The 20,522-nt window shown below is 69.5% G+C and carries 18 protein-coding genes and 3 pseudogenes; 10 read left to right on the top strand and 11 right to left on the bottom strand.

Translation table 11 applies throughout. The features are described 5' to 3' along the window. Positions 1–13: 13 nt before the first annotated feature. Positions 14–604 carry a DUF5994 family protein gene (locus OHS71_RS09500; RefSeq protein WP_328478794.1) on the bottom strand — a complete coding sequence of 197 codons (591 nt, stop codon included), beginning with the start codon at positions 602–604 and terminating at the stop codon, positions 14–16. 476 nt (positions 605–1,080) lie between these two features. Between OHS71_RS09500 and OHS71_RS09495 the strand changes: the two genes are divergently transcribed. The 4 genes from OHS71_RS09495 (at position 1,081) to OHS71_RS09480 (ending at position 4,781) form a co-directional block, all read left to right on the top strand. Then, on the top strand, positions 1,081–1,365 hold the full coding sequence (locus OHS71_RS09495) for a hypothetical protein (protein ID WP_328478792.1): 285 nt from the start codon (positions 1,081–1,083) through the stop codon (positions 1,363–1,365). Positions 1,366–2,480: 1,115 nt separating this feature from the next. Beyond that, complete coding sequence (locus OHS71_RS09490; RefSeq protein WP_328478790.1) at positions 2,481–2,918, top strand: DUF5994 family protein; 438 nt, start codon at positions 2,481–2,483, stop codon at positions 2,916–2,918. A gap of 436 nt (positions 2,919–3,354) precedes the next feature. Beyond that, positions 3,355–3,582 carry a hypothetical protein gene (locus OHS71_RS09485; protein ID WP_328478788.1) on the top strand — a complete coding sequence of 76 codons (228 nt, stop codon included), beginning with the start codon at positions 3,355–3,357 and terminating at the stop codon, positions 3,580–3,582. 218 nt (positions 3,583–3,800) lie between these two features. Beyond that, entirely contained in the window at positions 3,801–4,781 is a 981-nt protein-coding gene (locus OHS71_RS09480) for an SPFH domain-containing protein (RefSeq protein ID WP_328478786.1), read from the top strand. A gap of 74 nt (positions 4,782–4,855) precedes the next feature. Here OHS71_RS09480 and OHS71_RS09475 read toward each other — a convergent pair whose 3' ends face one another. After that, a complete protein-coding gene (locus OHS71_RS09475) occupies positions 4,856–5,089 on the bottom strand; it encodes a hypothetical protein (RefSeq protein ID WP_328478784.1) in 234 nt (77 codons plus the stop codon). Positions 5,090–5,187: 98 nt separating this feature from the next. Between OHS71_RS09475 and OHS71_RS09470 the strand changes: the two genes are divergently transcribed. Next, positions 5,188–5,430, top strand: a complete 243-nt coding sequence (locus OHS71_RS09470; protein ID WP_328478782.1) for a hypothetical protein — start codon at positions 5,188–5,190, stop codon at positions 5,428–5,430. Positions 5,431–5,494: 64 nt separating this feature from the next. Here the strand turns inward: OHS71_RS09470 and OHS71_RS09465 are convergent, their stop codons facing one another. Genes OHS71_RS09465 through OHS71_RS09450 form a run of 4 tightly spaced genes read right to left on the bottom strand, consistent with a single transcriptional unit; the run spans position 5,495 to position 9,971 of the window. After that, positions 5,495–5,962 (bottom strand): cation-transporting P-type ATPase, encoded by a 468-nt coding sequence (locus OHS71_RS09465; RefSeq protein ID WP_328478780.1) that lies wholly within the window; start codon positions 5,960–5,962, stop codon positions 5,495–5,497. Then, positions 5,959–8,370, bottom strand: a complete 2,412-nt coding sequence (locus OHS71_RS09460; protein WP_328478778.1) for a phosphoketolase family protein — start codon at positions 8,368–8,370, stop codon at positions 5,959–5,961. The genes OHS71_RS09465 and OHS71_RS09460 overlap by 4 nt, the downstream gene beginning before the upstream one ends. A gap of 25 nt (positions 8,371–8,395) precedes the next feature. Continuing rightward, on the bottom strand, positions 8,396–9,121 hold the full coding sequence (locus OHS71_RS09455) for a GAF and ANTAR domain-containing protein (RefSeq protein WP_328478776.1): 726 nt from the start codon (positions 9,119–9,121) through the stop codon (positions 8,396–8,398). Positions 9,122–9,152: 31 nt separating this feature from the next. After that, positions 9,153–9,971 carry a GAF and ANTAR domain-containing protein gene (locus OHS71_RS09450; RefSeq protein ID WP_328478774.1) on the bottom strand — a complete coding sequence of 273 codons (819 nt, stop codon included), beginning with the start codon at positions 9,969–9,971 and terminating at the stop codon, positions 9,153–9,155. A gap of 1,137 nt (positions 9,972–11,108) precedes the next feature. Between OHS71_RS09450 and OHS71_RS41310 the strand changes: the two are divergent. From OHS71_RS41310 to OHS71_RS41305, 3 pseudogenes are all read left to right on the top strand, one after another. Further along, positions 11,109–11,266: pseudogene (locus tag OHS71_RS41310) on the top strand (IS3-like element ISMyma3 family transposase); the annotation flags it as partial. Continuing rightward, positions 11,260–11,475: pseudogene (locus tag OHS71_RS09445) on the top strand (integrase core domain-containing protein); the annotation flags it as partial. The pseudogenes OHS71_RS41310 and OHS71_RS09445, both read left to right, overlap by 7 nt. A 32-nt stretch (positions 11,476–11,507) precedes the next feature. Then, positions 11,508–11,682: pseudogene (locus tag OHS71_RS41305) on the top strand (IS110 family transposase); the annotation flags it as partial. Positions 11,683–12,033: 351 nt separating this feature from the next. Here the strand turns inward: OHS71_RS41305 and OHS71_RS09440 are convergent. Then, positions 12,034–12,309 carry a helix-turn-helix domain-containing protein gene (locus OHS71_RS09440; protein WP_328478772.1) on the bottom strand — a complete coding sequence of 92 codons (276 nt, stop codon included), beginning with the start codon at positions 12,307–12,309 and terminating at the stop codon, positions 12,034–12,036. 755 nt (positions 12,310–13,064) lie between these two features. Here OHS71_RS09440 and OHS71_RS09435 point away from each other — a divergent pair. Beyond that, on the top strand, positions 13,065–13,955 hold the full coding sequence (locus tag OHS71_RS09435) for a DUF5655 domain-containing protein (RefSeq protein WP_328484454.1): 891 nt from the start codon (positions 13,065–13,067) through the stop codon (positions 13,953–13,955). Positions 13,956–14,280: 325 nt separating this feature from the next. Here the strand turns inward: OHS71_RS09435 and OHS71_RS09430 are convergent, their stop codons facing one another. Further along, positions 14,281–14,514, bottom strand: coding sequence for a hypothetical protein (locus OHS71_RS09430; RefSeq protein WP_328478770.1), 234 nt, complete (start codon positions 14,512–14,514; stop codon positions 14,281–14,283). A 94-nt stretch (positions 14,515–14,608) separates the two neighbouring features. Then, entirely contained in the window at positions 14,609–16,237 is a 1,629-nt protein-coding gene (locus tag OHS71_RS09425; RefSeq protein ID WP_328478768.1) for an ISAzo13 family transposase, read from the bottom strand. A 348-nt stretch (positions 16,238–16,585) separates the two neighbouring features. On the opposite strand from OHS71_RS09425, the gene OHS71_RS09420 reads away from it, so the two are divergent. Next, on the top strand, positions 16,586–17,545 hold the full coding sequence (locus tag OHS71_RS09420; RefSeq protein ID WP_328478766.1) for a hypothetical protein: 960 nt from the start codon (positions 16,586–16,588) through the stop codon (positions 17,543–17,545). Between the two features lie 591 nt (positions 17,546–18,136). On the opposite strand, the gene OHS71_RS09415 is transcribed toward OHS71_RS09420, so the two are convergent. Continuing rightward, a complete protein-coding gene (locus OHS71_RS09415) occupies positions 18,137–19,255 on the bottom strand; it encodes a DnaB-like helicase N-terminal domain-containing protein (RefSeq protein WP_328478764.1) in 1,119 nt (372 codons plus the stop codon). After that, the gene (locus OHS71_RS09410; RefSeq protein WP_328484453.1) at positions 19,255–20,520 is read right to left on the bottom strand and encodes a DNA cytosine methyltransferase; all 1,266 of its coding nucleotides are present in this window, start codon (positions 20,518–20,520) and stop codon (positions 19,255–19,257) included. The genes OHS71_RS09415 and OHS71_RS09410 overlap by 1 nt, the downstream gene beginning before the upstream one ends. Positions 20,521–20,522 lie beyond the last annotated feature (2 nt).

The following is a 20,522-nucleotide window of genomic DNA, read 5'->3' as shown; positions in this document are numbered from 1 at the left end:
GGGTTGCGCTGCCTCACATGCCGATGATCAGGCGGCTGACGTTACCGGCCTTTGCCGGCACCGCTGCGGGCGTCACGCAGGTACCGCCCTCGTACTCCCAAGCCTCGTCCGGATCGAGTGGCCGGTCGGCCGCGGAGCCTGCGCGCCCGGCCTGATCCGCGGCGATGAGTGTGCTCGCGGTCAGCGGCGGGCCGTCGTACTCGGAGGCGGCCGCCATCAGGCGGGCCGCCGACTGCGCCCCGGTCTCGGGTGGGATGATGAGCAGATCCCAGCGTCCGGTGCCGTAGGAGAGCAGCAGCAGCTTGTGCGGGTCGATCTCCGGCGTGAACCAGCCGACCTTCACGACGTGGCCGTTGACGGGAACTTTGCGCGGGATGACCGGCCAGTGCTCGGGGTTGACGGCGACACGGGTGATGCGGCCCCACACGGGGTCCAGCGCGTCGGTCAGTGCGGGCAGTTCGCGCAACAGGTCACGCGAGCGCGGCCACCAGGCGCCGTCCAGGAGTCCACGGGAGGGGCCGTCCGTCTTCAGTATGAGGCGGGCGGGAGGGTGGTCCGCGATGGGTGTTGGCCGCGGCAGGGTTGCTTCGAAGGTCGCGGTCATGATGCGGACCCGTCTCCGGGCCGCCCCTGGGGTTACGGCCCGGGTTTCATCTCTCGCCGAGAACGACCCGGCGTGGAAGCCGGTGTGCGAAATGCCCTCGGTGTCCTCACCGTACTCCTTCCGGCACTCGGCTGCGGTGGCCGTTGTACCGGCAGGAGTGGGCCGACAGGAACCGGGGGCCGTCGCAGGTGATCAGACCGGTCTCGCTGCACCACGGTCATCGGTGAGGCTGGCGCGGTTGTCACGTCGTCGTCCGGGGAGCTGTTCATGATCGAGCGACCCGTCATCCCGTCATCGGGCGCCGGCCGGTGGCTTCGGCCGTCACCGCACCACTTCAGATGTACGGCGGCGGCTGCCCCGAACGGCAGGAGTAGGCTGAAGACGTCGAGGGCACGTCGTACGCCGGTGTCCGGACCGGTCTCGTCCTCGTCGCAAGAGAGATGTGGGCCGCTCAGGTCCGGGCCAGGTTCCGCCCTATGACATCCGAAGCCCCGCACCGCCCACCCCGTCCTGAGGCCGAGCACGAACCGAGCGGGCAGGCCCGGGTGGAGGTCCGCTTGATCTCCGCGGACCCGGAAGCGGCCCGACGCGTCGCGGACGCGCTCCGGCTGCTGTTCGCCGGCGATGAACAGCGCAGCTATCCCGGCCCCTCGGGTACCGGCACGCGGCTGCACCTCACGCTGGACGCATCGCGCGCCGCCGGTTCGCTCGACTCCAACGGACCGCCCGCCGATCGCACCCACCAGGGCGAGACCGCCTGACGGCCCCGCCACCCACTCTCCACGTCCTCACCAGCCCCCAAGCCCCTGTAGCTCCCGTATCCACCGTCCGTGCGACTCGCATCCGCTCTCAGCGATGCCGTTACGCACCGACGTCGAAGAGGCGCAGCCCAAGACCCCGGCCGCACTGTCGTCACCGAGGTCAAGGACCGCGCATGTCTCTCCATATCCTCCGCTCATCGTCCGCCGTCCCGCCGGAAGGCGCCCCGCCGTCCCCGGAGTACGACGGGAGGGCGGCCTTCCCGCGCGAGGGAACGGCTGCCGGGCGCACCGGCAGCGAGCGGCTGTCCCTGGCGATCTCGGCGTTGATCGTCCTTCTCCCGTTTCCTGGTACTCGGTCCGGCCGTCTGGCTGCTGTGGGGGCGCCTGATCCATTCCGTCGATGTCCTGCTCACCGCGGTGCTCTACACGGTCACGGGCCTCGGCGTCACGGTCGGCTTCCACCGTGGCCTGACGCACGGCAGCTAGTGCCGCGACAGGCAACGTTCGCCCCGTCGCGACGCCCGGCACGCACTCTCGCCGCACCGGCCGAAAGCCCAGGTACGTCCAGTACGAGGACTTCCGGCCGGCACGCCGAGAGCACGCACCGGACGCCGCTCCTTGACGGGCAAACGTTGCCCGCCGCGGCACTAGCGGGCCGTACGGCCGCTGCGCACCGCGCTCGCGGTGGCCGGATCCATGAGCTTCCAGGGGGACGTGATCGGCTGGGTCGCCATTCATCGCCGCCATCACGCCTTCACCGACCGGCCGGGCGATCCTCACTCTCCGTATCGCTACGGCACGTCTGTATGCGGCCAGTTGCGGGGACTGCTGGATGCCCACGTCGGCTGGCTGTTCCGCAACGACCCCACGCCCGCGACGCTCCCCCACGCTCGGCTTCGCTCGCGCGGGGGGACCCCATCGCTCCCGACCCGCTGGCCGACCGTGACATCCGGGCCGTGTCCCGGGCCTGCCCGGCCCTGTGTGTGCTCACCCTCGCTCTGCCCTTCGCCTTGGGGTGGCTGATCGGCGGCAGGGACGTGCGCTGGCCCACCCCGGACCGTATCGCCGCCCGCCGCGTGCGAACCCGAGCGACCGCATCCCCTTCAGGAGTTCCCATGACACTCGCCCCACCGCCCCCGCTTTCCTCCCCGTCCGCCGTCCGCCTGCGCCTGGTGCCCCAGCCGGCACAGGGCCACATCGCCCGGCGCATCGACGGCGTCTGGTGGCCCCAGTCGCCCGACCTGGCGTCCGAACTGCCCGGGCTGCTCGGCGTCCTGCCGCACGCCTGGGGACAGGTCACCAGCGTCCTCGTGGATGAGGCCGTATGGTCCCCGTTCCCGGGCCGGCTGCTCGTCGCCAACCAGGTCGTACGCCTGCGCCGGACGACCACCCAGCGCTCCCCGTCCACCGTCTGCCTGCTGGCGCCCGGCCGTGGCCGGTGGGACCTGCTGGTGGTGCCGCCCGCCGCCACGAACGCGGAGGCCGGGCGGCTCATGGAGAGTATGGCCGCCGTCGTGCGGGACAGAGTGGGCTTGGGAGTCGCAGTCCGTTGACCGTGGCCTTCGGACCACCCCCGGGTGCGAGCCCGGGGGTGTTGTCACCGGACCCGGCCGGGGAGGCTCCACGTGCCCGGCCCTCAACCGGCCGCGCTACCCGGACGGGGAGTCCGCTCGGACCGTCGACGGAGTACGCTGGTGTTACCGAGGGTATTCCGTGCACCGGCTTCCGGTCGTTGTCACTTTCGGCGATTTGATCACGCCGGGCCGGTTCCGGTCTGCCCGGAGCAGGGTCCGCGTCATGACTGCGACCATTTCTCCCACGCCGATCCCCGGAAGTCCGGCCTGCTCTACGTCACTCGGGATCCCTTCCACTCCTCCCGGTTCCTCGCTGACGGCCGTGCCCGATCCGCTGTCGGGGCTGATCACCGGGGGCCTGACGAACCGCCCGTATTGGCCGGCCGGCCTGGGGGCGGTGCTCTTCGGCGGCTAGGTGCAGCCGACGCCCGTCTCGGCCCTCTGGCTGATGGCCGCCGGCAGGGACTGCCTGCGCACCTCGCACGTGAACCGGCTGATGGTGGAGGCGGCGCTTCTGCGCACGATGTCGGAGACCGACTCGGCCGTTCAGGCTGCCTGGGACTCCGAGGAAGACCACGAAGTCCGCGATCCCGCGGCGCGCCCGCAGATCCCGGCGGTTTCCGCTCCGCCGACGACGAGGTGAGGGCCGTACCCACTCCAGCGGCCACCGGGGCCACAGTCGGCGGAGCCCGGACCGGCGTACCGCAGAGTGCTCCCGGCTGAGCCGGGCCCGACACACCAGAGAAAAGCAGCCCGAGACCCCGGCCGCACCGCAGACGACAGGCCGGGGTCCTCCCGTGCCGTGTGCTTCCCGGACCGCTCGGGTCCGGGACCGCCATCGACGTAAGGAAAGTGAGAACCATGGGTGTTCTGATCACCGTGCTGGCGGTGTGCGCCGTGGCCGGGCTGGTCCTGCTCGCCCTGAGCGTGCGCAACGTCCAGCAGTACGAGAAGGGCGTGGTGTTCCGCTTCGGACGGCTGCTGCCGGACATCCGCGGGCCGGGCCTGCGGATCATCCGGCCGATCGGAGACCGGATGCGGAAGGTGTCCGTCCAGACCGAGGTCCTCGGCATCCCGCCGCAAGGATCCATCACCGCCGACAACGTGACGCTCACTGTCGACGCGGTCGTCTACTTCAAGGTCATCGACCCCGTCAAGGCCCTGGTGAACGTGCGCAACTATCCTGCCGCCGTCTCCCAGATCGCGCAGACGTCGCTCCGCTCGGTCATCGGAAGGGCCGACCTGGACACGCTGCTCTCCGACCGCGACCACATCAACGCGGAACTCAAGAAGGTGATGGACGCCCCCACCGAGGAGCCCTGGGGGCTGCGCATCGAACGCGTCGAGATCAAGGACATAGCCCTTCCGGAGTCGATGATGCGCTCGATGTCCAAGCAGGCCGAGGCCGAGCGGGAACGTCGCGCCCGGGTCATCGCCGCGGATGGGGAGTTCCAGGCGTCCCAGCGGCTGACCGACGCCGCCGCGACCATGGCCGACACCCCCGGAGCCCTCCAACTACGGCTGCTCCAGACCGTGGTGGACGTCTCCGCCGAGAAGAACAGCACCCTCGTGATGCCGTTCCCCGTGGAGATGCTCCGCTTCTTCGAGCACCAGAGCAGGGACAGCGACGGCGAGTCCGACGGACGGCTCGTGCGCCGGAGCGACCGGCACGCCGCGCTCTCCGCAGGGGCCGTGATCCCCGAGCCCGCCACCCCCGCACCGGCCCTCGCTCCGGCGGTCTCCCTGCCCGGAGAGCGGGCCGGCAGCCGTGCGGAGGTGGCCCGGCAGCGGCGGGACAACTGGCCGACGCGGCGGGACGCCGAGGAGGCACTGAGCGGCTGATGGCCCCGGCCGCCCGGGGCGACACGATCGTCCCGGTGCGACGCGGTGCCGCTGATGGCCCCGGTGACAGCCTGTCACCGGGGTCGCAGCGGTCCGGGGTGGCTGAAGCGGCCGGCACGCCGTTGGATGCGGTGCCGGAGGGTGCGGTGGCGTCCCGGTGGAAGCGCCGCCCGTGCGTCGGCGCGGGCGTAGAAGACGTGTTTGGCGCCCTCGATCAGCACCAGGTAGAGCACGACCATCAGGGCCAGGGCGAGGATGAGTCCGAGTGGCAGGGACTGGAAGCCGAGCGGTCCCGCGAGCGGGGACATCGGCAGTGCGACACCGACGGTGACGACACCTATGGCGCTGACCAGCAGGGGGGGGGTGGCTGGGCCGGCTGCGGTAGAACGGCACCCGGCGCGTGCGGATGGCGAAGACGACCAGCGCCCGCGTGGCGAGGGACTCCACGAACCAACCGGAGCGGAACAGCTCGGCGCCGGTGTGGAAGACCTCGATCATGACCGCGAAGGTGAGGAAGTCGAAGAGGGAGCTGACGGGCCCGAAGAAGAGCATGAAGCGACGGATGAAGGCGATGTCCCAGTGCGAGGGCGCGCGCAGCCGCTCCGGGTCGACGTGGTCGGTGGGGATGGCCAACTGCCCTGCGTCGTAGAGGAGGTTGTTGATCGCGGTGCACTCCAGCAGGCGCAGGTCCGCGGGCACCACCTGCCCCAGCGTCAGATGCACGACATCGCCCGGCACCACTCGGTCACGTCGACCTCGGTGGCCGGGCCACCCCGGACCACGACGGCCGTGTGCCGCACCCGCGAGTGCAGGGCCTGTGCCGCCTTCTCGGCCCGGTACTCGTTCACGAATCCCAGCGCCACGCTCAGCACCAGAATCCCCGCGATGATGACCGCGCCGGTCCGCTCGCCGAAGAAGTACGAGACCCCGGCCGTCACCGCCAGCAGGATCAGCAGGGCGCTGCGCAGCTGCCGCCCGAGGACCGCCAGGACGCGGACATGGTGCGTGCGTACGGCGTTCGGCCCGAAGGCCGCGAGCCGCTCGGCCGCCTCACCCGTCTCGCCCCCCGACAGGCCGTCGGGGCTCCTCGCGAGCGCGGCCAGCACGGCCTTCGCGTCCTCGGCGGCGGCGTCCCCCACCCGCAGCTCTGCCGTACGGGTGGTCACTGACTCCGTGGTCACTGACTCCAGGTCCATTCGGCGACCTCGGGCAGGTCCGCCCCATGGGCGCGGATCCAGTCGTGATGGCGGTAACGGACGTCGGCCATCCGCTGCCGCAGCGCAGCCGCGCGGACCGCGAGACCGGGCACTCGGTCGATGACGTCCATGACCAGCCGGTACCGGTCGAGGTCGTTGCGGACGACCATGTCGAACGGGGTCGTGGTGCTGCCCTCCTCCTTGTAGCCGCGTACGTGCAGGTGCGGGTGGTTGGCACGGCGGTAGGCGAGCCGGTGGATGAGCCACGGATAGCCGTGGTAAGCGAAGACGACGGGCTTGTCGGGGGTGAACAGCGCGTCGTACTCGCTGTCGGGCATCCCGTGCGGATGTTCCTCCGCGGGCAAGAGCCGGGCGACGTCGACGACGTTGACCACCCGTACCGCGAGTTCGGGCAGGTGGTGACGGAGCAGCGAGGCCGCGGCGAGCACTTCGAGGGTGGGTACGTCGCCCGCGCAGGCGAGCACCACGTCGGGCTCGCCGGGCTCGGACTCGGTGCCGGCCCAGTCCCAGATGCCGGCGCCGCGGGCGCAGTGCGCGCGGGCGGCGTCGAGGTCGAGCCAGTCGAAGCAGGGCTGCTTGCCCGCGACGACGACGTTGACGTAGTCGCGGCTGCGCAGCACGTGATCCGCGACGCACAGCAGGGTGTTGGCGTCCGGCGGATAGTAGACCCGCACGACCTCCGGCGACTTGTTCAGTACGTGGTCGACGAAACCGGGGTCCTGATGTGAGAAGCCGTTGCTGTCCTGGCGCCACACGTGCGAGGTCAGCAGGTAGTTGAGGGAGGCGATCGGGCGGCGCCAGGGGAGCCGGCGGGCGACGCGCAGCCACTTGATGTGCTGGTTCGCCATGGAGTCGACGATGTGGACGAAAGCCTCGTAACAGGAGAACAGGCCATGCCGGCCGGTGAGGAGATAGCCCTCCAGCCAGCCCTGACAGGTGTGTTCGGAGAGGATCTCCACCACCCGGCCACCGCGCTCCAGGTGCTCGTCCGTGGGCAGTACCTGGCCCTCCCACGCCTTGCCGCTCGCCTCGTAGACGGCCTGAAGGCGGTTGGAGGCCGTCTCGTCCGGCCCGACCAGCCGGAAGTCGCGCCGCTCGCCCGTGTCGGCCATCACCTGCGCCAGCAGGTCGCCGAGGACGCGGGTCGGCTCGTGCGCCGTCGCGCCCGGCTTGTCGACCGGGACGGCGAACCGCTCCAGGGGCGGCATGGGCAGGTCGTGCAGCAGCAGGCCGCCGTTGGTGTGCGGGCTGGCGCCCAGGCGGTGTGCGCCGTCGGGGACGCAGGCGAGGACCTGTTCCCGGGGGCGTCCGTGCTCGTCGAAGAGTTCCTCGGGCCGGTACGAGCGCAGCCATCGCTCCAACTGCCGCAGGTGGTCCGGGTTCTCGCGTACGGCCTGCAACGGCACCTGGTGCGCTCGCCAGGTGCCCTCCACCGGGAGGCCGTCGACCTCGGCCGGCCCGGTCCAGCCCTTGGGTGTGCGCAGTACGATCACCGGCCAGCGTGGGCGTTCGGTGATGACGGAACCGGTGCGGGCGGCGTGCTGGAAGGCGGCGATACGGTCCAGGGCCTCGTCCATGGCGCGAGCCATCGTCTGGTGAACGGCGTGAGGGTCGTCCCCGGTGACATGGAGGGGCTCGTGGCCGTATCCCCTGAGCAGGGCGTCGAGTTCGGGCTCCGGTATCCGGGCCAGGACCGTCGGATTGGCGATCTTGTAGCCATTGAGGTGCAGGATCGGCAGGACGGCACCGTCCCGTACCGGGTCGAGGAACTTGTTCGAGTGCCAGGAGGCGGCCAGTGGGCCGGTCTCGGCCTCACCGTCGCCGATCACGCAGGCCACCAGGAGCCCCGCATTGTCGAACGCGGCCCCGTAGGCGTGCGAGAGGGAGTAGCCCAGCTCGCCGCCCTCGTGGATCGACCCGGGGGTCTCGGGTGCGACGTGACTGGGGATGCCGCCCGGGAAGGAGAACTGCCGGAAGAGGCGGGTCATGCCGGCCGCGTCCCGCGTGATGTCCGGGTACGTCTCGGTGCAGCTGCCCTCCAGCCAGGAGTTCGCCACCACGGCCGGCCCGCCGTGACCGGGCCCCCAGACACAGATGGCGTCCAGATTCCTCGCCTTGACGACCCTGTTGAGGTGGGTGTGGACCAGGTTCAGGCCCGGTGAGGTGCCCCAGTGCCCGAGCAGTCGCGGCTTGACGTGCTCAGGCGCCAATGGCTCGGTCAGCAGAGGGTTGGCCATGAGGTAGATCTGCCCGACGGCCAGGTAGTTCGCCGCCCGCCAATGGGCGTCCAGAGCGCTCAGCTCCTCCCGGTCGAGGCGGTCGGGCGTGCCCGGAGTGTCGAGGGTGGTCCCGGTCGTGGGGCCGAGTGGCATGACGAACCCTTCTCGCAGGGGATGATCAGGAATTTCCCGGACTGAGACCGGGGAGGTGCTCGGTTTCGTCGATGAACGCGCGGGCGACGTCCGCCAGGCGGCGGTTGTGGGCGCGGGCGTAGGCGCGCAGCGTCGTGAAGGCCCGCTCCATGTCCGTGTGGCGGCGTTCGGCGAGCTTCCCCTTGGCCTGTTCGATCAGGACGCGGCTGTTGAGGGCGGTCTGCAGCTGTTCGTTGAGGAGGGTGCCGCGCTCGGTGGTGCGTTGTTGCAGCAGGCTGATGGTGGCGACGTCGGCGAGGGCCTGTGCGAAGGGGGTGGCGGCGGGGCTGATGGGCGCCGGGGTGGTGTGGAAGAGGTTGAGGGCGCCGACGGCCTCGTCGCGCAGGCGCATGGGCAGCGCCTGGACGGCGGTGAAGCCGAGGCGCTGCGCCTGGGCGGTGAACAGAGGCCAGCGCGCCGCTTCGTCGCGCAGGTCGGGAACGGAGACGGTGGTCCCGGTGTGGAAGCAGTCCAGGCAGGGGCCTTCGTGGTTCTGGAGCTGGAAGAGTTCGAGGAGGCGCACCCGTTCGTCGGAGGCGGCCATGACGCGCAGCACTCCGTCGCGGTCGGCGAGCAGGACGCCCGCCGCACTCGCGTCGAGCAGATCGACGCAGCGGTCGGTGAGCATGCGCAGGAAGTCCATGAGGTCGAAGTCGGCGACGAGACTGTCCGCCAGTTCGACGAACGTCCGGGCCATCAGCTGTTCCTTCATCGTGCACACCTCTGTTTGTGGGGCGTGAGCATCAGGGCTCCTCGTCGGGCGGCCGCGCATCCGGCGGTTGCGGGTTGGACGCTGTCGTCTCCGGGGGGAAGAGGAGCCGGTGGGCGACCACGTCGGCGGCGACCACCGAGATCCGTGTCCCCCGGGCGTACGCGTGGGCGCGCAGCCGGATAAAGGCTTCCTCGACGCCGACGCCGAGCTGGACCATGAGGATGCCGGTGGCCTGGTCGATCTCGGCCCGGTAACCGCCCAGGTCGTCGAAGGGCGCGGCGTCCGGCCGGTCCGTGCCGGTCATGTCGGTGCCCGAGGCGCCGGTGCCGGACGGGACACCCGTCTCGCTGATCCCGGCGTCGAGCAGAAGCAGCGTGGCAGTGTCGGCGAGGGCCATCGCATCGGCCACCTCGTCCGCGTCCAGCTCGACCGAGCTGCTGGAGTACAGGTCGAGTACGCCGGGGCTGATGGCACCGATCTGTAGGGGGAAAGCGAAGACCGCCCTGGCTCCGGCTTCCAGGGCCGCGTCGGCGAACACCATCCAATGCCGCTGGAGTTCACCGGCCAACAAGTCGGTGCAGAGGACCGAGGATCCGAGGACAAAGGCATCCACGCACGGCCCCTCGCCCAGTGTGAGCTGGAGTTCTTCCAGCTGCTGACTGACGGAGTCGGTGCTGCACAGCGGATGACTCGCCCGGCCGCGGGACATCGCGGACACCCCGGCCCCGCCGACCGGCAGCGCCGCCACCGCCGCCGTACACACGTCGAGGAGGCCGACCCGGGCGCCGCGCAGGGCCGCCTGCTCGGCCACGAGAGCCTGGATCCGCGCCGACCGGCTGGCGGGGATCACGGTGACCACCGGATCAAGGGGGGAATCAGCGCCAGGAACACGGCACCGTCGGCCGGCCCGCGGACGTTTCCGACGCCTTTCCTGCGCCAGGAGCGGAGGGAGGCCACGATCGGCTCGTCGGCCCGGTCCGCCAAGGCGACACCGGGTGATGCCTGGCGCTCGGAGAGGAGCGGTTCCCGCAACCGTCGGGTCACATCCCAATGCCGCTCGTGCGGGTGAACCAGGAGCCCGGTGAAGTCGGCGCCGGCGCCGGTGATCCCTCCGACGGCAGGTGGCAGCGCTCCGTCGAATCCCGGCCGCCCGAAGCCGTCACCTCGTACGGCACGGGGGGCTGGGGCCGCGTGGGGGAGCCGCCGGCGCCGCCACCCCGGGGAAGATCCGAACCCGCAGCCCTCCAGGGCCGCGGCCTCCGAGACCACCACGGAGATTCCGGGCTGCCGTACGGCGACGGCGAGACGTCCTGGTCGGACTTCCGGGCTCGGCTCGCGCGCATCTTCGCCGGACGCCGCTGCGCGGGACTCCGCGACGGACCCGTGAGATCCCCGCGGCAACAGGCGGGCTGTCGGCGGCTGAGCCGGCGCGGGCACATCGCTTCCACGGCGGGCTGCTCGCAACCGCCTCCGCTCCACGGCTGACCGCGGGCCCGAGAGATGATCATGGCGCCCCGCCCCGCTGGAAGGGACGAGGGCGGCGCGAGCGGACGCGAGCCCCGCAGGCGGATGGGCAGCCGCAGGCGGATGGGCAGCCGCAGAATAAGGCATGACACCTCTGTTCCAGCCGTTCAGGTGTTCTCGGGACCGCCACCGGGCACCGTCCGCGAGGCGCGGGGCTTCGTACCCGGCGGGGTGCGACCGAGGCCGGGGCGTACGAGGACGTGAGTGGGTCACCAGGTCGGGGTTCCGCGCTCCGGGACTCGGTGCCCGACAGGGATCTCCTCGGAGATGCGACGGGTCCGGACGAGAATCCGCTCCCGTGGCATCGTGGTCAGCAGGCCGTGCGTCCACCGGGGTCCTGGGCGTCCGCTCATCAGCATAGTCCCCGGCCCTTCGCCGCGGTGGGTCCGAACAGGCCGGAATCTGACAACCGGGCGGCAGCGGAAGGCATCGTCGAAATCCGCGAGCCGAATCTGAGACTCCGGACGAGGCTGCTGAGATCAAGCGCCTGAAGGCGGAGAACGCCGAACTGCGGCGGGCGAACGAGATCCTCAGGGCGGCTTCGGCTTTCTTCGCAGCCGAGCTCGACCGGCCGTCGAAGCGCTCGTAGCGTTCATCGACGAGTTCAAGACCTGGACAACGCGCTCATGGAATCCCAGATCGGCCTCTACAAGACAGAGCTGATCAAGCCCCGCAGGCCCTGGCACGGCCTCGCCGACGTCGAACTCGGAACCGCGGAACGGGTCGACTGGTTCAACAACCAGCGCCTCCACACAGCGATCGGAGACATCCCACCCCACGAGCACGAGACCAACCACTACGCTCAACACCAGCCCCAGCCAGCCGCTGGAGTCAAGAGCCTCCACCGATCCCGGAGCGGTTCATCGTGCAGACCCGCCTTCGCGTCGACCTGCGCACCCAGGACTGCTGCGAACGCCGCATCAAGGAGGGCAAGACGCGACGCGAAATCGTTCGATGCCTCAAACGCTACGCTGCCAGGGAGGTCCCACCTGGTCAGGACCATACAGTCATGCCCCCCGTCACAGGGGCAGTCGTGAGAGATGAGAGGGTCTGACGGGTGAGTGAGACACCACCGAACACCCTGCAATACCGCTTCGACGGGCCAGAAGACGCACCTGTCCTGATCCTGGGCCCCTCCCTGGGTACTACGTGGCACATGTCGTAGAAGCCGTCCACGGGCGTCCAGTTGGTCCAGGGTGAGTACATAAGTCCAGGTCAGAGCCCTGTGGCGTGCGTGCGTCCGCGGGGTTGGTGACCCGCCTGTGATCGCTCGTGACACGTGAGGACCCCCGTCGGCTTGCTTCCGGCGGGGGTCCTGCGTAGACGGGACCTGATACGACGACGCCCCGCCGGCTTCTTGCTGCGGCGGGGCGTCGTCGTGCAGTTGGTCATGGCGAATTGGGGCTTGCACTGGAGGCTCCGTTGTACTCCGGTTCGCCACTCTCGAGTACGCGGAGGAGCGAGGCTGTGACGACGCGGGCGGTGCGGCCTATCGGTAGCACTCGGCATGGGAATTCTCCGCGGCGAACGAGGTCGTAGCTCTTCGATCTCGACAAGCCGAACGCCTGGGCGGCGTCCTCGACGCTCGCCGTCCCACTCCAGGTGGCGCGGATGTACTCGGGGCTGAACTGGCCGTGAGGCGTTTCGCCGCTTGGACTGGGCATTCCTGTCAACAGTGCCTTTCGGGCTTAGTTGCTTCCGCGGCAGTGGGGAAGCGGGGAGACGCGGTGGACTGCCAATAGTCCGCAGAATCACCGGTTTCGGTAACCGGCCATTGACGGATACCCTGCTCCGCTCAGCGTTGGAGGTGAGTTGCATAGGGCCCAATCGGCGGAAGCATCGCTGCTTGGGGCCGTCGGCAGTGTCTCCACGTGTTTCCGATGACGCATCACGTGGAGTGTGTGGCGATCCTTGACAGTTGGGTGGTGGCCTCCCTAATGGGGGTTCCTGGCGGCTTCCCAAGACAGATGAGGGGCCCGCTCAGCATCGGGTCGGCGCGGAGCAGACCCTTTACGGGTGCAACTTGATCGTTTCCTTTGATGGCGACGTGATCGCCGGCAGCGGGGAGCTGTGACCTGCCGGAGACGGCGGTTAAGGCGCGGCGAGGCTGCCGTGTTGTCCCGGAGCAGGGCCGTCGAATTAGCACTCACGCGAGGGAGGGGGAGCATGGGATGGGCGCTTGGAAGAAGCCTGGCCTATCCGCCTCGCGGGCGTTCTGGCCAGCGTCTTCGTGCCCAGCTGGCGGCGTATCAGTGTTTTTGTGGGACGTATGCGGGGTGAGGTGATGCCGGAGGTTCGTGGGACGCAGCGGGTCGCGCTGGCTCCGGCCTCTCACGTTTCCTTCACACGCCCGCAGCCCCTCGCGGAAACAATCGCGCCCCTCCTTGTTGTTCTCGATCTTCGAGTCGAGGAGGGGGAGGTGTCGGGTCTGAAGCTGTTCCACGCGACGAGTAGTGGTGTGTCCGAGGTTGCGCCGCGTCTCGCTGATGCCGAGGCGGATGTGCAGGGCCTTGTCGAGACGCACATGGAGACGCTGTTGGGCGTCCGTTTCCTGGCGAGCGAGTACGGCACCGGACCGGTCCACAGGGGCCGGATCGACTCGCTCGGGCTGGACGAGAACGGCTCGCCGGTCATCGTCGAGTACAAGCGGGGCGTCGATGCCGGCGTCATCAACCAGGGCCTGTTCTACCTCTCGTGGCTGATGGACCACCGGGCCGAGTTCGAGCACCTGGTCCGCGACCGGCTCGGGGGTACGGCCGCGTCCCAGGTGCTGTGGAGCGGACCGCGCCTGATCTGTATCGCGGGCGACTTCACGCACTACGACGTACACGCCGTGCGTGAGCACCGAAGGTCGATCGACCTGGTCCGCTACCGACTCTTCGGCAGTGACCTGCTCGGGCTTGAGACCGTGGCGTCCGTGAGCGGCGGCATGCAGGTAGCCCGTCGAGTGCGTCGTAAGGCCGGCGCACCGGCGGCAGCCGACGGGCAGGGCGCGTCGATGGTGGAGCTGGCGAACGCGGTCGACGAGGTGCTGCTTGGGCTTGGCGACGGCGTCAACCGCGTTGAGCGCAAGCAGTACCGGGCGTATCAGCGACTGCGGAACTTCGCCTGCGTGTGCCCGCCCCAGCGGAGCAAGCTCCTGGTCTACCTGAAGGTCGACCCAAAGTGCGTCGACCTCCTTCCCGGGTTCACCCGGGACGTGTCCGGTCTCGGCCACCACGGGACGGGTGACCTGGAGGTCCAGCTCCGCACGCCGAGGGATGTAGGGCGGGCGCAGGATCTGTTCCGCGCCAGCTACGCGGCGGCGTGATCGCTCGCCGGCACCCTGGCCATGAGCGCAGGGCGTCGGGTCTGTGGTGGTCGGGTGTCGCTTTCGACGTACGGGCAGGTCGTGGCGGTGGACCACCAATGGTGCGGCGGAGTCCCGGTTTCGGTAACCGGGACTCCGCCGCTATATAGCGCGCCTGAATTGGTGGGCGTGAGGATCGACTGGCGTCCCAGAGCTGGGGATGGCCGTTCGCCAGAGGCTGCCGATTCTGCCTTGGGGGCCGGGAAAGCTTGCGGCCTGCCGTGCACGTGGTGCGTGGTGCGTGGTCGGATGATTCCATCGCCGTTATCGAGGAGATGGCCCGCCTCTAGTTGGACGTGCCGGGCCGGGCGGGGCGCCACTGGGCGAGCGGGTCGAACCCGAGCAGCTCGATCTTGCGCTCGCTCGTCGACTCCTTCGGCGAGTACGCCAGGTGCTGCGGATACAGCCGTGCCAGATGAGCCGCGGGCGGATTGTTCACGTACTTGGCCATCGGGCAGCCGACCACGTGCGGGCATTCCTCCACGGCCCGGTTGTACAGCGTGCCCAGGAGACCGCGCACCAGTCTGGCCCGAGAGCCTCGATCAGGGCCGCGCGCAGTCGCCGCAGCAGGTGGCGACATCAGCTCGCAGCAACTCCTAAGGGCTTGCAGATCATCAACATGGCGTCTTGATCTTGCTGTTGGGGTCGTTGGTCAGGGTGATGACCTGGGCATGGAGGGGTGCGAGGGCTGCGGGTGGAGTGGTCGCCGGGGGGACGCTGATGCCGTGGGCATCGAACAGTCTCCTGATCTTTAGCAGGGTGCGGTGCATCGCGGTCCGGCTGCTGTCGAACAGTACGGCGAGGGGTTCCGCGGCCAGGGCGACCCGGAGGTGAAGGACGGCTGCCAGGACCTGGTCGGGGAAGGTGAGCCGGGGCGGGCGGCCGCGCTTGACGTCGCCGTCGAGGGCCAAAGTGTCGGTGAGATCGCTCAGTTGCTGCCGGGACATGCCGGTCAGGGCGGGGTCGGACAGGAGAGCGTGGTCCCACGCCGGGGCCGGCCTCTGCGGAGCCCGGGGTGCTGGGATGGCTGGGCAGGGCCGGGGGTGCAGGGCATAGTTCCAGTCGCCGCGGAAGGCGTGTCGGGTCAGCGGCAGGGCAGCCATCTCCGCGTCGCCGATCTGGACTCCGGTGGGGTAGAGGTTGGTGTCCAGCTCGGCCATGACGCGCAGTCCGGTACGAGTGGTGGTCGCGGCGATGGACTGGACGATGACTTCGTGGCTGGTCAGCGGGCGGCCGCGCCAGTTCATGGCGATGTGCGAGAAGAGCCGGTGCTCGATCTTGTTCCACTTCGATGTGCCCGGCGGCAGGTGGCACACGGTGATCGTCAATCCTGTTTCGGCCGCGAGCCGGGCGAGTTCGAGCTTCCAGGCCCGGGTGCGGTAGCCGTTCGAGCCGCCCGCGTCGGCGGTGATGAGCAGTCGAGTCGCCTGCGGGTAGGCGGCCCGGCCCTGGCCGGACCACCAGCGGCGGATCGATTCCACCGCGAACGCGGCGGTGTCGTGATCGGTGCCCACGTTGACCCAGCCGGTGTTCGCCGTCAGATCGTAGATCCCATAGGGGACGGCCTTGCCGAGCTGGGGGTCTGCGAAGTCATGGACGTTCACCGGTTCCGGCTCACCCGTCGGCCGCCACTGGCGGCCGTTGTTCTTGAAGTCGCCCACGAGTTCCTTCTTCTTGGTGTCCACGCTGATCACCGGCTGGCCGACGTCCCGGTGATCGCGGGCCTGCTCGTTGAGATAGCGGAACTGCGCGTCCCGGTCGGGATGTTGGCTGCCCTCGATGGTCTTGGCGTTGGCCTGCAGACTGAAGCCTTCCTCCCGCAGCAGGTCCGCGACGGTGTCCGCACTGACTTTGTGCCCGGTCCGGGCAAGCTCCCGCGCGAGTGTGCGGGTCGACTTCACCGTCCACCGCAGAGGCGACATCGGATCACCGCGCTCGTCCGGCTCGACCAGCGACAGCAGGTCCGGCCGCAGCCCCGGATCGAGATCTGCGACCCTCTTGCGGCCCCCGCCCGGCCGCCGCACCCGCCCCAGCGGCTCGTCGCCGGCCTCCAGCTCGAACACGCCCTTGCGGACCGTGGTCTCACTCACCGAGGCCGCCCGCGCGACGGCCCGAACACCACCGTGTCCCAGAACACGGGCCTCCGCGGCCATCAGCAGCCGTCGCTGCCGCTCATCCAGATGCGGGAACAACACCGCGAACCTCGTGGTGAGTTGGGTACGGACCTCGTCCGGGATGCGCATACCACGTCAACGAGCCATGGGACGGGAAGCAACACCTTGATGATCTGCAAGCCCTTAGGAGAGCGGCGCAAACTCGACCGGCACCCGAACGCGCCGCATTTCTACGGGCAACGTCTCGATGGCCAAATCCAGTAGGCAGAAGACAAAGAGTGCATGGACTTGAACGCAGTCGCGAGCGCCATGGCTATCGCCCAGAAGAGAATTACGGCATTCCTGTAGCGTGCTCGGGTGATCGTCGGTGTAACGCCAAACGCCGCATGACCTGGGTAGGTTTGAGTGGTATCAGAAGAATCTAGCGTTATAGCGTCTCGCCAGCTGTTCCGGCCGAGGTGGCGCCGGACCGGCCCCATGCAAGTCGACTTCCCGCCGGTCCGTAACGGCATCGACTACCTCATCAGCGTCGTGGAGCATCTGGACGCCGACACTCACACCGGCCCACGCGAAATCAAGTACGCCGTCCTGCACCTCCAGGCCGCAGCCGAGGTCCTGCTGAAGTCGCGCCTGCTACGGGAACACTGGAGCTTGGTGTTCAGCGACCCTGCCAGGGCCACCTCAGAGAAGTTCGGCGCCTCCGACTTCAACAGCTGTGGAACGGACGCCGCCGTGGAACGTCTGAGGAACATCTGCGGCCTCGACATCAACAAGAAGGACGCCGCGGCTCTCAGGGACCTCGGCAAGGACCGGAACGCTCTACAGCACTACGGGCTGACCCACAGCGCAGAGGCTGTGGAGTCACGAGCCGGTGCAGTGCTCGACTTCCTGCTCCGCTTCCTCGACGCCGAACTGCTCCCACTGCTCGACGCGCCGGAGCGCGGGAGTATCGAAGAAGACATGTTGCGAGTACGCAGCGGCCTGAACACCATCGAGGCGTTCGTCAACGAACGCATGAACCGACTGCGGGGCAACGAACTCAAGGGCACGACCGACTCGGTTCTGCCCTGCTCAGTGTGCGGGCAGTGGGCTCTCGCCGTCATTCCGAACGGCGCTCATTGCCACTTCTGCGTCACCACGATGAGCGCCGAGGACTTGGCCTTGGTCTTCCAGGAGTTCGAGCCTGGCCATCCGGCCAACGAATGCCCGCAGTGCCACGCTTCGACACTGGCCTGTTTCGCATTCATGGACGGCCCTGGTGAGGAGATGCACTACTGCTTCACCTGCCAAGCCCGCTACAGCCTTGAAGAGTTGGCAAGCTGCGGGGGGTGTGGATGCCTCTGGCCCCATGAGGGTGACGACGACGGGACTGCGCAGACCCTATGCGGCGACTGCCGACGCCGCATCGAGGACGAGGAATTGGCTGGCCGATGGTGATACCCGTCCCCGTCACGGCGTACGCGCTCACATTGGCGGTGGACGGCAACGAACGGTCCGCCCGCTCTGTTCGCGCCATGACAACACCGGACCTGCGTGACGAATCGCCGCTCCACACACGCCGCCTGTACAAGTACCTGACCGCGCTCAACGGCGAGCCAGGGTCAGTTGGTATCCGAGAGATCGGCCCACCCTGGTCGCCCTGAAGGCACCGTCATCGCCGCCTTCGGCACCCAAAATACGCCACTTACCCATCAAGCCACCCTGTCAGACCAGCATCAACACGCTGATCCAATAGGGAAGGTGCGGTACTTCTCCCCGTCGTCATTCTCGGTGAGGAAGTCGTCGAGGAGGGCTTCGTGATCGCCGGGGTCGGCGGCGTAGGCGGGGCACCCCTCTCGATGGGCTGCGCGACCGCGTTTGTAGCGGTGCCGGGCAGGTTCCGAGTGGCGCGGGCTTCAACGGTCTGCCGTTCGGTGTCGGTTCTGGGGCGGCTCCGGAGAGTGAGGGGGGAGGGGCTGTAGGGCATGTAGGCGGGCTCGCATCGAGTCCGGGCCCAGCCGTGGAGACGGCCGGGCCCGATGGTTGCGGTCATCGGTGGGCGCGCGCGGCGGTGACGGTCGGCCAGTGTGACGGTCCGGCCTGAGGTCGCGTCGCCGACCGCCCGGGTGCACTGGCAGAGGGCGTGGGCGCGGTGGCTCGATTCCAACGGGTGCGCAGGGCGTTGAGGTCGGCCAGCGCCCGTCGGCTGCCGGTGATGAGCTGGTGGGGGGTGTTGGCGAGGTCGTCGGTGTAGGCGGCGATCCGCACCGCGACGGTCTGAGCGCGTGCGAGGAGGGCCCGCCGAAGGATCCTCTCGCCCCAGTACTCGGGGGAGCCGGCGGGGGTGGAGACCAGGGCCATCAGGTCTTTGGGGGTGAGGGAGTCGGTGATCAGTCCGCGGTGCTGCGCGTCGCCGAGGACGGTGACCGGGTCGACCATGTCGCCGCGGTGGACCAGCGCGGTGATGGACTGCCAGAGCGCGGCGTGCAGCGGCAGCAGGAAGTCCTCGGCGACGAGCCACCGCATCTTCTGGACCTCCGCCGGATAGGCGGTGGCCGTCGCCAGGAGCAGGCGTTCTTCGTCGAGGTCCTCCTCGCCGGCCTGCCGGGGGACATCCACGGGGAGTGTCGTGCGGGGGAAGGAGCCGGGGTGCGGGGCGAACTGTTTGGCGAGAGCGTCCAGGACACAGCCGATGTCGTCGGCCAGGCCGAGCGTCGAGGCGGCCGGACTGGGCAGGCCCGGGTCGGTTGCGGTGGACGCGAGGCGCTCGGCGTGGGCTCGCAGGATCCGGCGGGCATTGTCGGCGAGGATCATCCTGGCGTACGCCGCGGCGTGCTTCGGCCGTGGGCAGAACTGGACGAGGGCGTGGAGGTAGGAGGCGTTCAGGCCGGGAGCGTGCGGACGTGCGTGGTCGAGCACGGCGTTGAGCCAGGCGGTGTCCTTGGCGTGGTCGGCGGGGTCGGGCGGCGGGAGCGTGCGGATCGCGGTGAACAGCGCGGCGTGGTTGTGGCTGTCGAAGTGGTGGGCGATCAGCGGCTCGGTGTCGGCCAGGCGCGCCGGTTCGAGGAGGAGGGCGCCGAGCAGGGCCTGCTCGGCGTAGTGGACCGGCTTCGGTGCCGGCGTGAGGTCGAGGTCGTCGTCCTCGTCGGGTTCGGGGGTGTGGGGCATCAGGCGGCGAGGGTGAAGTCGGCGGGGTTGAAGGGCTTGTTGAGGTGCGGGGCGAGCAGGTGGGCGGCCAAGCGCGGGGGGACGGCGTTGCCGATCTGCGAGAACTGCTGACCCTTGTTGCCCTGCCACGGATAGTCGGCGGGGAAGCTCTGCAGCACGCCCGCTTCCCGAGCGGTGATCTTGATCGGGGCTGGCACCGCTCGCTGCTCGCCGTTCGGAAGACCGGAGGCCGTGTCGGCGACCCAGGTGCATTCGTTGGCCCGATGGCCGAAGAACAGGGTGCCGGCGGGCTCGTCGGCACGGCGCACGGTGGCGTTGGTCTGGTTGTTGCTGCGTAGTGACCATGACCAGCGGTGCGCCTCAGCGATCAAGGTGGGGGCCGGAGCATCTGCGAGGCGGCTCTCACCGGGCCGGGCGGCCGAGTATGGGCCGTCTCTACGGGAGGTCAGGACGGTCTCAGTGTCGGGGTGAGGTGTCCAGGTGCCGCGTGCGCGGGCGTCGGCAAGGGTTTTGCGGGAGCCGGAGGGAAAAGGTTCGGGGCCGCCGCCTGGTCCGCCGCCGGCGCACACGGTAGGCACGGGCCGGTCGGTGGCGCCCCAGCCCAGGGCCTCGGCCATCGACACCCAGCGGGCGCGGCCGGGCCCGAACAGCGACTCCGGCTCGGCGGAGGGCGCGTGGGTCGGCGGCGAGGGCTGGGCGGTGCGGACGCGGGAGGCGAGCAGGATCGCTCGCTTTCGGGTCTGCGGGACGCCGTAGTCGGCGGCGTTGAGGATGCCGGTCCACACGGAGAATCCCCAAGTCCGCAGGATGGCCGCGTACTGCCGCCACAGCGGCAGGACGTCGGGGACCTCCTCCATCACCACCCACTCGGGCTCGCCCACCAGGTTCAGGGCGTGCAGGTAGCGCATGGGTTCGGCTGCGAGGAGAGACCGTCCGTCTACACACGCGCCAAGCAGCTGCTCACGGGTGTCGCGTCCGGCGGCGAGGTCGGCAACGGCCTGGTGGACGAGCGGCTGGTCGACCAGACCGAGGCGCTTGCCCGCCATACTCCACGCCTGACAGGGAGGGGAGGCGATCACCCCGAGGACTCGGCCGGAGAAGATCCACACCGGATAGGCGGCGACATCGGTCCGGATCGTCAACTGTCCGGCCTGGACACGAGTCTTGCAGGCCCACTCGTCCCACTCCAGGCCGATGTCCCGCACGCCAAGGACGGTGAGCGCGTGGCTCCAGCCACCGGGGCCGGCGAACAGGTCGAGGATGATCC

Source organism: Streptomyces sp. NBC_00377 (genome assembly GCF_036075115.1).
Classification (GTDB): domain Bacteria; phylum Actinomycetota; class Actinomycetes; order Streptomycetales; family Streptomycetaceae; genus Streptomyces.
Note: the sequence above shows the minus strand (reverse complement) of the source record. Positions and strands in the feature narration are given on the sequence as shown.